The organism is Haloferula chungangensis (assembly GCF_042664875.1).
Lineage (GTDB): Bacteria > Verrucomicrobiota > Verrucomicrobiia > Verrucomicrobiales > Akkermansiaceae > Haloferula > Haloferula chungangensis.
This window is the reverse complement of sequence record NZ_JBHTBS010000008.1, coordinates 123183-140019: the sequence shown is the minus strand read 5'-3', so window position 1 is coordinate 140019 and position 16837 is coordinate 123183. Positions and strand designations below refer to the sequence as shown.

Below are 16837 nucleotides of genomic sequence, written 5' to 3'. Positions count from 1 at the left end.
AATCCACCAACTTATCGCAAGTCTGAGTCTGTCTGGGTAGGGCATCACTACCGTCTGGCGAGGTTTTTCAGAACGAGAAATGCACCAGGAAGCAGTTCTGCCCGATCGCGGAGATATTGGGGGACTGATGATGGACTGGGCAGGTTCGCGCCGAAGATGATGTCCATGTCTCCATCGCCATCGAGATCTCCGACATCCATGACGATCCAGCGGGAGTTGTTGGATGAGGGAATTGAGTAAGTTTTGAATTTCAGGTGGCTGGTCTGTTCCATGATCTGGACGGGAATCTGATCCTTCTCGAAATCGGGAAACGTTGAGAAGGTGACAAAATCAAGGTCGCCATCGAGATCATAGTCGAGTGAGCGAACTCCATATGCTCCATGTAGAGGAAATGATTGGTTGAACTGGAAGCCGCCTTTCCTGTCGTTCAGGTAAAGGTAGACACCGTGGAAATTCTTGAGAACCGGGGTGCTGTCGGCGTTATCGCCATTCGCGAGAAGCAGGTCGAGGTGACCATCCTGGTTCCAATCGGCGAGGTCGAAATCATTGTTTCCCCAGTAGGGAGGAAAGCGCAACAGATGAGATTCGTGAAATTTGAGCTGGCCGGTATTGTAGTAGATCAGGACGTCTTCAAATTCCTGGGCGCGTAAGACGACGAGGTCTTCCCAGCCGTCCTTGTTCATGTCAACGACCTCGACCCGGATGTTGCCTGAGCTATGGTTGAGGATGGTTCGACTCCACGAACCCTGGTTCACCTCTTTGAACAGACTGAGCTGACCGGTCTTGTTGCCGTATTCGGCCACGATGAGCTCTTCACTGCCATCGTGATCGAGGTCGTGCCAAACGGCATCGACTGGTCGTTTCAGCAAAGGAAGCGAAGAGATCTTGATGTCGCTGAAACTGTCGCTTCCCGGATTGCTCCAAACGGAACCATTCATCGCATCATTGGGCTGGAGAGTGCCGATGGCGAGAAACTGTTGAGTGGGAGAGTGGGCGGGAGTATTCGCGACGGTGAAGGGGCTCGGTCCGTTGGCGATGGCAAGTTGCCGACCGGAGGAATCGTGGAGTGCAAGGCTGTTAGAAGCAGCATCTGAACTGATGAACTGCTGCCTGATGGGGTCGATATGAATAAGTGTCGTTTCTGGAACCGGGTTCTTCGGCCCGACGAAGGCAATCTCGAACTTGCCGTCTGGGAGCGGAGGCTGAGGGAAGTTGTTGCTGGGCGGAAGGGTTTCCGGGCTGTTTTGGAGAAACCATCCGACGATCAAGTCCCATTCCTCTTGCGGGATGAGTGCCGTGGTGGGGTAGATCCCGCGATCCCTGTAAAGCTTGGCCTCCTCAGGGGTGCCTCCCTTTTCAATGAAAGACGCGTACTGTGGGATGAGCTGCTGCATTCCCAGGTAACAACCCATTTCCGGGAGGACCTTGTTGATCCATAGTTTTCGGGTGAGCTGGGTAGGGTCGGGCAGCGCGTGGCAGCGTGAGCAGTGGACCTGCACCGCCCTCGTGGCCGGGTCGCTGCTGCTGGGGTGAAGTGGCCGCGGCGCTGGCTTGACGAGATCCAGGACAGAAAGTGGCGGGTCTGCAGGCCCGGCCCGATCGGAATCGGGTTTCTCCTGACAGGATGAAATCGCAAGGATGCCGATCGTGATGGCAAGTTTGGTCATTACCAGCCATGTCCGAGGGATCTTGGGAAATGGGCAATTCCTCTGCGGGTTCATCGGGTTTCAGGATAGATCCTGTCAGTAAACCGAGGCGAGGGAGGGTTGAATCAAAAATTCCCGGCGCCGAGTCAGGATGACTGAAGAAGGCCGCCTGGTCTCCCGATTGGACGCAGGCGGCCGGTGGATTTCCGATCCTAAATCATGGTTCGGGATAAGGCTCTTCACCCGCTGAAACGAGCACGTAGAACGCTCTTGGCTCGCCTGGGATGTCGACATAGGTATCAACGTAGATTCCTCCATCAATATCCTGATCCCATACTTCGAAGTTGGCGGGATTGAGGTCACCCTGGATGTTTTTCCAGACATCGATGGGGCCCACCTTCGAACTGTATTCGATGGTGACATCGCCCGTTGAATCGTCATATGCGATCGAGTTGACGACAATGTCAGGTCCCTGCGGATGAATCAGTTCAACCTGGACGTCGTCGATGAAGATCGAGCCACTGTAGCCAGCGGCCTGCCAGTCGGCGGGAGTGGCCGAGGTTGCGGGGATGTCTCCATTGGCACCGACCATGGCGACGGTGGCGAGGTTCCAGTTCCCGAGGCTGATTTGGGTGGCTCCTTCGGCGACCGGAAGTCCCAGCGCTTCAACCTTGATCCATGTGTCACGGACCGCAGTGGTCAGATTGAAGGTAGGAGCTCCGGCAGTGTATAGGCTGCCCGGGTTTGTCCGAAGCTCAAGGTTGAGACTCGCTGTTGGACCAAAGCTTGTTGATGCGGGGATATAAACCCATGCTGTCATGTTGACGGTATCGAGGTCACTTGCCAGACGGGCATTGATTCCACCCGGGATGATGCCCTTCCATTGACCGTTACTATTGTTCGCCGTGAGATCAATGGCGAGAGAGCTGGTCCCGTCGGGAGTATGGTTCTGGACGGTCGATCGGGTTCCACCAGCGGTATTGAACGGGGAAAGCGTGTCAGCCTCCATGTCGCCATTGTTTATTCCAGGGCCAACGACGATCTCAAGGGGTGGTGGCGGCGGCTGAACCTTGGATGTTAGAGTGAAGTCATCGAGATAGATGTTAATCCCGTTGAATTGCTCGACGTCCACACCTCCGCTTCCGCCCACCGTAATGTACCATTTACTCGTGGTCACTTGTGTCTCACCCGCTTCCACGGGTCTGTCGAAGGTGACGAGGTTCCATTCTCCTTGTGGCAGGGTTTTCAGGTTGGTGTTGATGCCGGTGGCTTCCGAGCTGGTGTTGCTGTTCACTCGAAACAGAAGCTGGCAGGTTGGATCAGTAGGCCAGACCGTTCCGCTAGGAACGTAAACCCACACCGACTGTTCAATGACCTCGCCCTGGTTGACGAGTAAGGTGACGTTGCTGCCGGCTGTGATTCCCTTCCACTGCTGGTTCCCGCCCTCGCCACCAAGGTGGATGGCGAGCGATTTGCTGCCGCCGGGGGTGTGGTTGAATTCGGTGGAGGCCGATTGATAGGGCCGGGCTCCGAAGGGCGTGAGCTCAAGCGCTTCAATATTGCCATTCCTGACGTTGCCTTCAATCCCGATGCCCGGCGGGGGCGGATCGCTCACAACCAGTGAAATGTCATCGAGGTAGATGGCCCCACTGTATCCGGCAGCTTCCCAGTCTGAGGGTTCGGCCTTGTTTTCAGGATCGCCCCCGGGGGTGAATGCTTCCTTGCCGTTTACATGGCTGTTGGTAGTGAGGTTCCATGCTCTGGTGCGAATCTTGGTATATTGTGATTCGACGGTTACTGGAGGCATGGTGTATTTCACCCAGGCGTCTCTCGTTGTGAGTGTATCGAGATTGAGATTGCTGAAGTTAAGCCCTGTCCAGGTATCGGTAGTGGGATTGTACAATTCGATGTATTGGACGATTTTGTTGGGCCCGACGGTGGAACCGTCTCCTTTTCCCTCGCCGAAGGTGGTCTCCGAGGGGACATAGACCCAGAATCCGGCACTGACCGTTTGGCCTGGAACTACGTCGGCTTCGATCCCGTTCGCCCCGTTGTCTGCCCAGCCTTTCCATTGGCCCGCTCCATTGTTCGCCGTAAGATCGATTTTGAGCGACATGCCAGATCCGGTCGTGTGGTCCTGTTCATTGGTGAGCAAGCCGCCCGGTGGCAGGAAAGGGGCCGAGTCAAGGGGTGTTTCCAGGTTGCCGTTATTGATGTCCCCTCCGATCACCGTCGTTTGGGCCATTGCCGGCAAAACCAGCGTGAGCGACGCCAGAAGCGTCATCAGTTTCATTTTCATAGGGGTTTTGGTTCTTTTTATCGGGTTTTGAATTCTCCGGCTCGTCGGGAAATCGCGCGAGAGGCTCGGGTTCTAGGGGGATGTAAAGTTGTCTGACAGAAGTGCAAAAAGATCGAGCAGAAAGTTGGCGATTGTCGCCAAAAAAATCGTCCGAGGTGAAATCCAGGCTACTAGAACGGGATCGCCCGGCCTTCCGACGCAGCGGGTGCGCGAGCCATGACTGGCGCTATGGAGGCTCCTCTATCGTCCGGACCTTTAGTTCCCAATGAGTGTGGGATCAGCGATCTCAGTTCTCCTGCTTTTCGACCGCTGGATTTTCTTGGTCGCTGTTGATCTGGTCGTCCCAGATCATGTGCTCAAGGCCGATGTCTTTGGCGCGATCCGCAGCCTCCTGGGAGCGCGGGCCTTTGAGGTCCGCGATGCGTTCGGCAAATTTTTTCGCGGCAGCCCATTGTTCGCGTTTCTCAAGAATCCGCAATGCGCTGAAGCCGCACAACTCGACCGATTTCCAATCGGTTCGCGAGCTATCGCCGGCGACCTGAACGACGCCGACGTAGCAATCCAATGCTTCATCTTCACGGATTTCGAAGCGCTCGAGAGTCATGCCTTTGCGGTAGAGGATGCTTGAGCGGCTGGGAGAATCCTTGGGGAGCTCCTCCAGCAGGCGGTCATAGACGGCGAGGGCTTGCACGAGGACCTCGGTGTTGTTTTCAGCACTGGCGAAAAGAGCTTCGCCGAGGAGAAGGCCGACGCTCAAGAGCAAGGGGTCGTCCTTTTTCATCTTCTTGAACCACGGGTCAAGAGTCTGGATCGCGTCTTCCAGGCGTGAGAGTCGGTGAATCAGCATGTCGGCCTTTTCGAGACGGGCGACATCGGCAAAAGGGGAGTTCGACTCGATCAGCTTGTTGAAGAGATTGATGCTTTCCGTCTGGGACTGGGGCGTTGCGCCCTCGGCGGCGGCGCGTGCCGAAAGGAGTAGGGCGGCAGCCGCCTGGGGGGAGTCCGGAGCCTCCAGAGCGAGTTTCTCCAGGACAAGTCGGGCGGCATTGTAGTCCTTGTTTTGGAAGAGCGCCTTGCCTTGCTCGAACTGAATCGAGTGCCGCATCGGACTCGCTTTGTGTTCCTTGAGGTAGGTCTTTGCGCGCTCGGCCGCTTCGGCCCATTCGCCGAGTTGATTGTGGAGATGGATCTCGGCAAGTGCCAACTGGTCGGGGGGCAGGGTCAGGCGTGTTTTCTTCGAAATGGCGTCAAGTTGCTGTTGGGCGAACTCGACGTCCGGAGGGATGGCATCGAGTGCTGCCAAGGCTGCATTCAGCCTCGTTTCCGGAAGTCTTGGGTGCTCTGGATGTTGCTCGACGAAGGCGCGCAGCGCCGGAAGTGCGGCGGGATCACGCTTCGATGCGAGGAAAAGAGCCCGCTCGAGGTCGAGTTGGTCCTGAAGGTCGGAGTTTTCCACTTCGCTGCTAAGCTCCTCGAATGCGGCGAGGCTGCCGCTCGAGAGGAGCGAGGTTGCGGCGTTGAGGCGTGCGGTATTGCGCTGTTCGTTTTCCAGCAAGCTCGCGGCTTGGGTGAAAAGTTCTGCGGCACCTTCGAAATTCTTTTCCTTGAAACGTGCAGTGCCCTCGAGGGTGAGCCCCTGTGCCCGCAGCTCGGGTGGGACGTTCGGAAGGTTGATGAGCGCCGCGAAATGGGAGGCGGCCTGTTCCCTGCGACCATCCTCGAGATCCCAGCGCCCGGCTTCGAGCATCACACGTGGGATCAGCGGGTGCTTCGGATACTCAAGTCGCAGGCGATTGAGCATGCGGCGCGCTGCGGCACGCGAGTCGATCGAATTCTCGCGCCTCAGCCCGAGCGCGAGGTGGAACATCGCCTCGGGGGCCAGTGGGTTCCGGTCCGGCTCGACGAATGGCCAGCTCGCGGCGGCTCGCTCACTGGATGAAGGAATGGCTGGCGATGTTAGACGGACTTTCGGGATCCATTCCCGGATACGTGTTAGTATGGCATCGTTGGGTGTGGGTTGTTCCGGAACGCACTCCATGAGCAGATCGAAAGCTTCGTCGAGACGGGGGGACTTCGGATTCTGCTGGATAAAGGCGAGGAGCCCGTCAGCAGCGACCGCGGTGGCTCCGAGGTCCAGCCGGGTACGGGCCCGACTGAGAATGGCAGCGTGGTAGCGATCGAGCGTCTGACCTTTGGGAGACTCGATCAGGGCATTGAAAATCGCCAGGGCGTCCTCGTATTTCTTGGTGGCGAGCAGGGACTGAGCGCGGAGAAATTTCGCTTCAGCGGCCGTCTTGTCATCCAGATTGGAATCGGCCGGGATCATCTTGAGGGCTTCATCGGCGAGGCCTTGGTCGAGCAGCAGGCTGGCCTTCAGAAGACGGGCGGGAATCGACCGGGAATCGCTTTTCAACAAAACGTCGACAGTGGCGAGCGCTCCTTCGGTGTCGCCAATGGCGCGTTCCAGTTCGGCCTGGGTCAACAGGGCCTCGCGGCGATGGGGGGACTTGGCATCGGTGGCACCCGACTTCAAGGACTCGATCGCCTCGGAGAAGCGGCCCGTCGCAGCCAGCGCCTGTCCGGTCCAGAATGGCACCGCGGGATTCTCAGCGAGTGTCGGATCGGAGAGGGTCTTGATAGCCGCTTCGGACTTGCCCCCGCGAATCTGAGCTTCGGCCAAGCGAAGAAGAAGATCCTGCTTTTGCGGAGCTTCGAGGTCTTTTTCACCCAGCGCATCCTGAAAACGGGCGGCTGCGACGTCCCACAGTTGTCCGGAGAGGGCATCGATTCCCAGAGAGTAGGCGGGGATTTCGTCCAATTTCGAAGCGGCACCCGTAACCTCCGCCATGGGTATCATGGCGATGAGGAAGACGGCGCGTCGAAACATGGCGGAAGAATAGCGATGAAATGCCGGAACGCTAAACCTTAAACTGCGATGAGATGACGGGCAAGTTGCCTGTGAGCTTTTGCCGGGAATTCGATTAGCGGGATTGGCTGGATCTAGGATTTGCGGAGTTGGCTTCGGAACTCGGCCGTGCTGATGCCAAGTGCGATGGACGCTTGCTTGAGGTCGCCATCGTTTTTCTCAAGGGTGCGCGAGCAGATCTCTTCGTTGATCCAGCGGTGGCCATTGCCAGCCGGCATGGCATCGAGCAGGGTATCGATGGCGGCTTTCAGCGACTTGCGCGATGCGCCCGGGGCGGTGGCCAGAGGGATGTCCGTGGGGAGGAGCACGTTCGAAGAGGCCAGGGCGCATGCCCGGGCAATCGTATTCTCCAGTTCCCGGACGTTGCCGGGCCAACGGTGGGCTTGCAGGGCCGTGACGGCTTCGCCGGAAAGCTTGATGCGCGCCATGCCATTCTTGCGAGTGATGCGCTGAAGGAAGTACTCCGCGAGAAGCGGAATGTCTTCAGGGCGCTCCCGGAGGGCGGGAAGCTTCACTTCCACGACGTTGAGTCGGTAGTAGAGGTCTTCGCGGAAGCGTCCGGCAGCGACTTCTTCGGCCAGGTTCTTGTTTGTCGCTGCAACGATTCGTGCATCGGCCTTCTGCGTCTCGTTCGATCCGACGCGGGAGAAGGTGCCATCTTGAAGAACCCGCAGCAACTTCACCTGAACGGATAGCGGCATATCGCCGATTTCATCGAGGAAAAGGGTGCCGCCATCGGCTTGTTCGAAACGTCCGGCGCGTTTGGCGATGGCTCCGGTAAAGGCGCCTTTCTCGTGGCCGAAGAGTTCGCTTTCGAGAAGATTTTCGGGGATGGCGCCACAGTTGATGGCGAGAAATTCCTGTTGCCGACGCGGGGAATACTCGTGAACGGCCTGGGCGACGAGCTCCTTGCCGGTGCCCGACTCACCGAAGATTAGAACGGGCGCATCCGAGCGGGCGACACGACCGACGACTTTGAAAACATCCTGGAGCGCACGTGACACGCCGATGATTTTCACCCGTCCGTCCAGTTGCTGGACTTCCGGATCGGTATGGTCGGCATCGCGGCGTTCGCCTGCGAGTTGAAGGGCGCTTTCGACAACCGGTCGCAGTTCGAAGGCCAGCGACTCCTTGCGCATCACGTCGTGCGCGCCCTGTTGAGTGGCTTCGATGACCTGACCGGTGCTCGGGAAGCCTGTTGTTAGAATGACCAGGGTATTGGGAGCGGTCTGACGGATTCGCGAGAGAAGCTCAAGTCCGTCAAAGGGCTGCAGTGACATATCGGCGATGACCAGATCGATGGTGGCCTTCTCGACGACTTTGATCGCCTTGTCGGCCTGATCGCAGCGGAGGATCCGCAAGTCTTCAGCAGAAAGATGCTTCGTGGCCCACTCGAGATAATCGTGGTCCGGGTCAACGAGCAGAATCGTTTGGCCTTCAGTAGAGTCCATGGGTGCGAGCGCGGGAGAGTGGGGTGGTTGAGCCACGAAAGCAAGCGGCTAGGCGGGCAGTGTGGCGAGAGCGTGATATCCGGATCCAAGGTGGTCTCGGTTCAGCAAAGAATCGGTGGAAATGTCAGTGCATAGGTCCGCCGGGTGGCGGCGGCCGTCGAGCTCGGCCGCATCTGGTACGGAAATGGCGGATGAGCCAGACTTGGCGCCAAGTTCGGCTGTCGGACCATCGGCGCGATGGATCGAGCTTTTCCGCGGCCGAGGTGATGCTGGCACGCTTGGTGGCTCTGCTGGGTAAAAAAATGCCGGCCTCGCGGGTGCGGGGCCGGCATGGGAAGGGGAATTCGCCGGGTCAGGCGAAGGACGGCAGGCGGCGTGCGCGAATTTCGGCGAGATGGCCGAGGAATTCACGGGTGTCACCTTGCCAGCGGGAAAGCGCTTTCTTCGAAAGCTCAACCTTGTCGGCGAGGGCGGTCTCGAGTTCGTGGTAGCTGGCAGCGAGCTTTTCGAGAAGCTCGTTGAGGGCTTCGGTGGCGGACTCGCGCCAAGCGGCGTCATCGGAGGCGGCGACGCGCTCCAATTCGGCTTCAGCACGGCGGCGGGCTTCGGTCATTTCCGCCATGACAATGCGCGAGTGGGGGACGCGACGGAGGTTCGAGACGAGGCCGAGCTTCGAGAGTGTCCAGATGGCCCACTTGGTGGGGTCGAAGTTCCATGGCTTCACGCCATTGCGGTAGTCGTGCTGAAACTCGTGGTGGTAGTTGTGGTAGCCTTCGCCGTAGGTGACGAGCGACATCACGAAGGAGTCACGGGCGCTGCAACGGGTCGAGTAAGGCTGCTCACCGATGGTGTGGCAGAGCGAATTGATGAAGAAGGTGCACTGCTGGACGATGAAGACGCGGAGCGTGCCGACGATCAGAAAGCCTCCGAGAGCGCCTTCCCAACCTGCCAGAAAGTAGCCGATCACGGTGGGGAGCAGCAGGCCGACGGTCAGGGCAATGAGCTTGTCCCACTTGTGCTGCCACATGACGAGCTTGTCCTTGCGCAGGTCAGCGACGTTATCGAGTGGGGGCTCGGGAGTTCTCTTGAAGAGAATCCAGCCGATGTGTGCCCAGAAGAACCCCTGCGAGATGTCGTAGGGATCGTCTTCGTGGTCGGTGTGCTTGTGGTGGCGACGGTGATCGGAGCACCAGTTGAGCGCGGAGTTTTCGAAAGCGCAGGCACCGAAAACGAGGGTGAAGAAACGAACCGGCCATTTGGCCTTGAACGAGAGGTGAGAGAAAAGACGGTGGTAGCCGAGCGTGATGCTCATGCCGGTGGCGATAAGATAGAACACCGTCATGCCGATGAGCACGGGGTGAAGGTCGTATTTCCAGAGGTAGAGAGGGGCACCGATGATGGCAATCAGGCAGATTGCCAGGAGGAAGACGGTGTTGATCCAGTCGACTCGCTTGGGGATTTTAGGCATCATAGACTTGGTAGTGGCGCGGGTGGTTAGTCAGAAATCAGGCCGAGGTCAACCTCGGGGAAATTTTTGGATGATCGTGTATTTGCGGTGCTTGCCCGATTTCATCCTTCGGGGATGAGGCTGCTTTCGCTGTCGCTTCGCCACAAACGGTAGCGTACTTCGACATCTTTCGGGGCATAAATTACAACCGGGAGCTTGCTGTTATAGCGGATCAGGTAGGGTTCGCCACCGATTGCAATGAATCGCTTGGCTTTAGGCAAATTAGGCGGAACCGCCATCAGGGTTCCCGCCATCGGACCGATTTCGGGCAAAATGTGGTAGGAATAGCCCCAGCCTTCAATGGTCTTGGTCTCAAGCTTTCCACCAAAAAAATACCGATTGGCGGAATCGATTTCGATGGTTTTGCCCAAAATGAGCTCAACCTTGAAGAGCGATTCATCCTTTTCTTTGGGAAGATTCAGGACGTGGCGGGTCATCCCTTCTTCCGCCGGCGGGTAGGCTTCGATGGGCTCGGCTGCCTGCAAGCTGGGGATCAACAGGGAAAAGACGATGGGAATCAGACGGTTCATGAGTTGGAAACAAGGTGGATTCGCTCGTGGTCATCCCGCGGGAGTGTCGCGAAGATTCCCATGATCGATCCGAGCTGGACCTTAATACCACCAAATCAACCGCGGCGCCACGGGATTCGATGCGCCTCCGAAAGGAAACGGGGGCTAGCGTTCGATGATTACCGGTGTGCCGATGACCACTGCATCGTGGAGGATCGGCGCGAGTGGTTTCGGCAGCCGAATGCAGCCATGGGAAGCCGGTTCACCGGGCTCGGGGATCACGCCGGCGTGCATGCCGATGCCGTAGTTGGTGAGCCGCATCCAATAGGGCATGGGGGCCGGGACGTAGACGCATCCGGGCGGAACCGGGGTGCTTGGCTTTGCATCGCCATTGACCACATTTCCGAACTCGTCCTCGATCCAACCGTAGGCATTGGAATACTTATCGACGACTTTCTCGGTGATCGAGTAGGTGCCGGTCGGAGTGCCGTGTCCTTCCTTGCCTGTCGCCACGAAGGACCAGCCGATCGGGCGGTCTCCGCGTGTGTAGAAGGCCCGCTGGGACGTAAGGTTGATGCGTACCTTGACCTCTCCAGGTCCGTGATCATCGTGCCACTCATACAGGGTGCGTTGCGCCTTTGGGGGCGGCGCTGGCGAGCGCGTGGTGCAGGATGTCACGGCACCAGCGAGCAGGCTGGCGGCCAGGATGAACCGGATGGAGAGGCGGGAGGACATGGGACAGCAGTGCCGCTTAGGCGTGGGAATGGGAACGGGGTCAGAGGCCTGCTGTCGATAGTTTTCGGCTATTCGGCCATTTCATTGAGAAAATCGACGATATCCGAAGGTTCAGCGCGCTTGCGATAGTCGGCGTCGAGAAAGGCCCAGCGGATCGTGCCATCGGTATCGATGATGTAGGTGGCGGCGAGTGGAAGTTTACCGTCGCCGGCGTCCTTGCCGTTGAATTCCGTGAGGTCGAACTTGCTTTTGTAGAGTTCGCGGACCTTCGGGGTGAGCTCGAAGACGATGCCATAGTCGTCGGCAACGCCGTGGTTGGTGTCGCTGAGCACTTCAAATTCGAGGTGATTTTTCTCGCTGGTAGTCAGGGTTTTATCAGGGAGTTCCGGGCTCAGGGCGACCAATTGGGCACCGGCCTTCTTGATTTCCGGAAGCTCCTTCTGAAGTGCGGCCATCGCAATATTGCAGTAGGGGCACCATCCGCCGCGATACCAGGTCAGCACGACCGGTCCGTCCTTGAGAAGCGATTTGAGGGAAACCTCCTTGCCGGTGGCATTCTTGAGCGTGAAATCCGGGGCCTTATCCCCGACATTTTTTGCTTTATCCACGATTCCGGAGGCGGCGACCGCTTCGATTCCCTTGGCGTATTCGCTGCGCACGGCAGGATCGCCTTTTTTCGCGGATTCTGCGGAGCGGGCTTCGAGCTGAGATTGAAGACTAGGTTCGGCAGCCATGAGGGCGGGACCGAGGAGGAGCAGGCTGAGTAGGGATGGTTTCATCATAGGTGGTGCCTATTGGCGGCTTCTAGGATGACGAAAGATGGCAGATATTCCGATTTTTGCGAATGGATCGTGGAAAATACGGGGCCTCGTCCGGGGAGGTTCAGGCTTCGGTGACTTCATGGGGCTCTGAAAGGTTTGGCCATCAGGGCCTTGCAGTTGTATGGAGTCGGCGTGCAATCGGCTGCCAGGATCAGTCTCCTCCGGCCCCCGCGTAAGCGCGGGTTTGCCTTGGTCGCCTGTGTCCTGGTGATGTCCCTGCTGGTCATGATCCTGATCGGACTGATGAGCCTCTCGGTCATCGAACTCCGGCGCTCGAGCACGGGTCACGATCTGGCGGCGGCGAGGGCCAACGCGCGGATGGCTCTGATGCAGGCAATCGGCCAGCTCCAGCTCGAACTCGGTCCGGATCAGAGGGTGTCGGCGACTTCGGGAATCCTCGCGCTCGGGGAGGATCCGCATTGGACGGGGACGTGGTCGACCCGGAATTCCGATGGATCCTCGATCTGGTCGCGCGATCCTCAGAGTGGCAGCCTTCTGGATCATCGGAATGAACAAGGCTGGGATGCGAAGAATCGGGTTCGGAAATGGCTGGTCAGTGGAGAGGGAGATCCAAGAGTGTCGCTCGCGGAAAGCGATTCGGTGGAGCTGGTAGGTGATGGATCGGTGGCGACGAGGGATTCTTTTGTGCGGGTGCCGCTGGTCGGTATCGGAGAAATGGATGGTCGAAAAGGGGCCATGGCGTGGTGGACCGGGGATTTGGGGGTTCGGGCAAATGTCTCTTCACCTGACCGCTTCGCGGACGAGAAGGTGACTCCCGGACAGGCGAGTGACGCTCATTTCCGATTGATGGCGGCTCAGCATGCGGAGGCGGAGGTGATCGGTGATGGGATTGATATTCCAGATGACCGAGTGACTGCGCTGCTCAGCACCCACTCGCTCTCCTTGTTGGGAAATGAAGGACGCGAGTGGTCGCGTAGGAATTTTCATGATTTCACCACCGCTTCGCAGGGCCTGCTGACCGATGTGAGCCGGGGAGGGCTGAAGAGCGATCTGAGCGCCTATTTCGAAAGCCATGGAACGGTGCCCAGGTTGCGTGGAGTGGCGGGGCTGAGTGACACGGATTCGATGATCGATGGGGGGGAGCAGAGTCGATGGAATCTTGCGGGTCCGAGGTTCGGGTTACTCCGGGATTGGGCAACAAAGGTGGTTCCGTTTTCCGGCATGGAGGTCGCGGCCTACGGTCCCCTGACGGATTCAGGGAAGGCGGGTTCGAGTGAGGCATTTGCGCTATGCAACGAGCAACCGGTCGTTCTCGATGGAAACGCAGGGTCCAGTCTGAAGCCCATTGTCGTGGAGGCTTCGAATTTTGTGCAGGTCAGTACCTTCAAGCTATCGGATTCACCCACATCAGGCTTTCAGATGCGAACTCATCTCTATCCCCGGGTGGTGGTCTGGAATCCCTACAACGTCGAGCTCGGTTCGGAAGACATGATCGTAATGATTCAGGGGAACGGCCGATGGGAAATGTGGACGGAGAACGAGCACTACAGTCAGTCAGGAGGTGTCGTGTTTCGTTCGCGCAGCCAGTGGCTTTCCTTTGAAGGTGGACGTAGTACTTCATTTGTCGGAGAAGGCCTGGGGATCTTCAGTGACGAGGGTTACAAGGATCCCTACATGGGTTCGTATTATTTCACGGTCCCGGCCACGACATTCGGGCCCGGCGAGTGCCTTGTCTTCTCCCCTGAATATGCCGCGGAATACGATGGTCTCAGCTACTATAAGCCTGGTAGTTACGATTTGTCGAACAATCGGCTGAGTTGCACGACGGCGCCGGACCCTTCACGAAGTTTTTATGTTTCGGGATCATCGCTTCGTGGCATCAATTATCGCCCGGTGCAGTTCTGGTATGCTCCGACGCCTTACTGGTCGAATGGTGGCAATGGCGTGATCAACCAGAGTGATGATACACGAGTGGTGGTGAAGAAGCTGGAGGGGAGCGAGCCGGTGACTTTCGAGCGTTTCGACGCACTGCCGCAACTGTCGTATATCTCCTCATCCCTTCAGTATGGCGCCGGGAAGGAACCCCGAATTGCTTGGGACGACTCGCGCAAGATGGACATTGAGCTGCTTGATCGGGATGATCCCCGGCCGACACTTGAACCGGACCCGAGAACTCGGGAGGGCATTCGCCTGAGGTGGTTTGATGAGCATTACTCGAATATTCTCAACGCCGGTGGATTGTCGAACGAAGAGCAGGTTTTTGAAGAAGCCTTCTTTGCCAACTGGAACCCGCGCGCGGCATTTTCGGTGCGTTCACCATGGGAAAATATCGCCGGGAAGCTGGCTAGTGTGGGATCGGGTGGCGGACCATGGTTCTTTGGTCTCTACACTCGTGACTTGCCGGACAATGCGGTGAGTTGGGGATCTCAGGAGCCGGTCTTCCGAAAGGGGCGATATCATGGGAATCCCTTCGGGCCCCCTCAGGAAAGCCAGGGTGATCACGTGCTATTCGAACTTCCTCGAGTGGAAACGGGTGTGATTTCGCTGGGCCAGCTTCAGAATGCGCAGGTCTCGGAATTCATTTGGCACCCTTCGTTTGCCATCGGGAATTCGCTGATCGACCCGCGGCTTGGCCTCGAACATTCCGCGCGCACCGTTCCGCCATCGGCCTCAGCCGCGGAGGAAGAGGCGGCCGGGTTTCACCCTGATGTGATTGGCTGGTCCAACGATCGGGAAAGATCGGCTTCGAAGAGTGACTGGGCGGATACCGCACGTGCCTTGCTGCAAGACGTGCCAGGTAAGGATCTCCTGGTTTACGATCTTTCCTATGAATTGAATCATGCCCTGTGGGATCGCTTCTTCCTGTCGAGTGGGGATCCGGAGAGGAAGGCCAGGTTTGTCGATGACCCGATGAAGTACCCGCTTCCCAATGGTCGCATGGTGCTGGCTCCTGGAGCGTCCAGGAGGGTCACAACGGAGGATCTCTCCGACTATCATCGGGCCGCTTATCACCTGGCAGTCGATGGAGCCTTCAATGTGAATTCAACAAGTGTCGAAGCATGGAAGGCGATGCTCTCTGCGACTCGTGATGTGGGTGACGGGAAAGGCACACCGATGGTGAGGTTGCTCAATCGCTTTGATGGCGTTGACCGCGGAGTAGGGGCCGACGGCCAGGGTAATGTCTGGTCGGCATTCCGAATGCTCAGTGACGACGAGGTCACGAGTTTGGCCGAGGCCGTGGTCGAGGAAGTGAAAATTCGCGGGCCTTTCCTTTCCATGTCGGATTTCGTGAATCGTCGGCTCAGTGACGACGAAACTTCGCATGCGGGGGCGCTGCAGGCTGCAATCGACAGGGCGGGTCTCAATGCGGTATTCGATGCTGGCTACCCGCTCGATAATGAGAAGTCGCTCGGTGACTACAGACACCCCGACAACATTCGCGACGCCACACGACTTGAACAGACGCTCAAACCTAACAGCAAGGCCTGGGGGGCGCCGGGATACCTGACGCAGGGAGATGTGCTGCAGGTGCTGGCCCCGGTGTTGACGGCGCGGTCGGACAGCTTCGTGATCCGGGCTTACGGGGAAAGCTCGACGCTGTCGGGCAAGGTATTGGCTCGAGCCTGGTGTGAGGCGATCGTGCAACGAACGCCTCAGCCACTAAACCCTGATCACACCGGATTGAATCCCGAGAACCCGGGCGAGGCGGGAGATTTTGGCCGACGTTTCATCATGACTCGATTCCGCTGGTTGCGCCCCGATGAAGTCTGATTCATTCCGTTGCATGCGTTTTCGCTTATCGTTGCTCTTGTTGCTTGCTGCGGCGCTCGTCCTCCGTGCCGAGGAGGAGGCGAAGCCGGTGAAGACACCGCCGCGCCAGATGCGCCTGCTGACGGTCGGAGAAGAGCCGCCATTTCGTCAGGAGATTCGCGATGGGGTGCGCTATCAGTTGCCCGCGCCTCCCGGGAGTTTGCCGCCGGTGGCGCTTGAGGTATCGGTGGCTTCGTCCGAGGGGAAGGATGAGGCGAGCGGTTCCTTGCGGTTGCGGATTGGCAGCATCAGTGCGCCGGTGACCGTGCCGGGCGGAGGAAGTCCTTTGCTTTTCCGAGTGCCCGAGGCCGGCCAGGAAAGCGAGCCGTGGCATCGCCTTCAACCGCCGGAAAGTGGCGACTTCATCGTGGTGATGTGGCGGGGTCAGAAGGACAACACCTGGGACAAGCCATCCTCCTTGGTGATTCCCGCGAATCTTCCTCCAGGCAAGGCGAGCATGGTGAATGTCGCGCCGGGACCGCTGGCGGTGGTCTACAACTCGGAACGGATCGCCCTGCCGCCACTTCGTCCGGTGATGCGTCCGCTGAGTCCCGACAAGCCGATTGGTTTTCAGGTCGGTTTAGCGAAAGGCAATGGCTTGCAGCGTTTGATTTCGAGGTCGCTCGAACAAGGCCCGGGCCAGCACAGCATCGTGGTCTTTTATCGCGCCGATGGCGAAAAACCGCGCAGTCCGCTGGGGATCGAGGTGATTCGGGTGAAGGCGGTGAATCCGTAACCGGAGAGGATTGGAGCTTGGTTCTGTTGGGCCTCCGTCCAGAGGAAAAGTGCTGGAAGGGAAGCGGGTATGAAGTGTCATTCGCCCATGGCCGTCTCCGAAAAAGTCCGACTTTTGGCTGAAAGGTTTGCCGAGCTGAACGCCGACTTCGGACGATATTCACGAAGGAGAATTGTTTAAAGATGCTCTCGAAAATGCGATCATGTGGGCGTGTCGCGAGCCGCTCATCTTCCGCTGCTTCGAAGGCGACTTCCGGAAACGCGCCAGAGAATGGGTGGATGGTTCACGCAGGAGATTGAGGTGATGCCAGAGCACGATGTTCTGAGTGTTAGAGGGCGAGTCAATGGCACCTCCATTCTCCTCAACAAGAGGGACTATCCAATTTCTCAGATCGAGAAGGTTTTTCCTTCCGACAAACGGACGGAGGCTCCGACTC

At 58.2% G+C, this 16837-nt stretch carries 10 protein-coding genes; 2 read left to right on the top strand and 8 right to left on the bottom strand.

All coding sequences use genetic code 11. The annotated features are described in order from the left end of the window. Positions 1-47 precede the first annotated feature (47 nt). The 8 genes from ACFQY0_RS15410 to ACFQY0_RS15375 form a co-directional block, all read right to left on the bottom strand. Positions 48-1667 carry an FG-GAP repeat domain-containing protein gene (locus tag ACFQY0_RS15410; protein WP_379714055.1) on the bottom strand — a complete coding sequence of 540 codons (1620 nt, stop codon included), beginning with the start codon at positions 1665-1667 and terminating at the stop codon, positions 48-50. 196 nt (positions 1668-1863) lie between these two features. Next, positions 1864-3945 carry a carbohydrate binding domain-containing protein gene (locus ACFQY0_RS15405; RefSeq protein WP_379714053.1) on the bottom strand — a complete coding sequence of 694 codons (2082 nt, stop codon included), beginning with the start codon at positions 3943-3945 and terminating at the stop codon, positions 1864-1866. 286 nt (positions 3946-4231) lie between these two features. Continuing rightward, a complete protein-coding gene (locus ACFQY0_RS15400) occupies positions 4232-6832 on the bottom strand; it encodes a tetratricopeptide repeat protein (RefSeq protein WP_379714051.1) in 2601 nt (866 codons plus the stop codon). Between the two features lie 113 nt (positions 6833-6945). After that, entirely contained in the window at positions 6946-8322 is a 1377-nt protein-coding gene (locus ACFQY0_RS15395; protein WP_379714049.1) for a sigma-54-dependent transcriptional regulator, read from the bottom strand. Between the two features lie 352 nt (positions 8323-8674). After that, a complete protein-coding gene (locus ACFQY0_RS15390; RefSeq protein WP_379714047.1) occupies positions 8675-9790 on the bottom strand; it encodes a fatty acid desaturase in 1116 nt (371 codons plus the stop codon). Between the two features lie 101 nt (positions 9791-9891). Further along, the gene (locus tag ACFQY0_RS15385) at positions 9892-10359 is read right to left on the bottom strand and encodes an ecotin (RefSeq protein WP_379714044.1); all 468 of its coding nucleotides are present in this window, start codon (positions 10357-10359) and stop codon (positions 9892-9894) included. A gap of 144 nt (positions 10360-10503) precedes the next feature. After that, positions 10504-11073, bottom strand: a complete 570-nt coding sequence (locus tag ACFQY0_RS15380) for a L,D-transpeptidase family protein (RefSeq protein WP_379714042.1) — start codon at positions 11071-11073, stop codon at positions 10504-10506. A gap of 68 nt (positions 11074-11141) precedes the next feature. Further along, the gene (locus ACFQY0_RS15375) at positions 11142-11855 is read right to left on the bottom strand and encodes a peroxiredoxin-like family protein (RefSeq protein ID WP_379714040.1); all 714 of its coding nucleotides are present in this window, start codon (positions 11853-11855) and stop codon (positions 11142-11144) included. A gap of 249 nt (positions 11856-12104) precedes the next feature. Between ACFQY0_RS15375 and ACFQY0_RS15370 the strand changes: the two genes are divergently transcribed. Both ACFQY0_RS15370 and ACFQY0_RS15365 read left to right on the top strand, forming a co-directional pair. Then, on the top strand, positions 12105-15626 hold the full coding sequence (locus ACFQY0_RS15370) for a hypothetical protein (protein WP_379714037.1): 3522 nt from the start codon (positions 12105-12107) through the stop codon (positions 15624-15626). 13 nt (positions 15627-15639) lie between these two features. Then, the gene (locus ACFQY0_RS15365) at positions 15640-16401 is read left to right on the top strand and encodes a hypothetical protein (RefSeq protein ID WP_379714034.1); all 762 of its coding nucleotides are present in this window, start codon (positions 15640-15642) and stop codon (positions 16399-16401) included. Positions 16402-16837 lie beyond the last annotated feature (436 nt).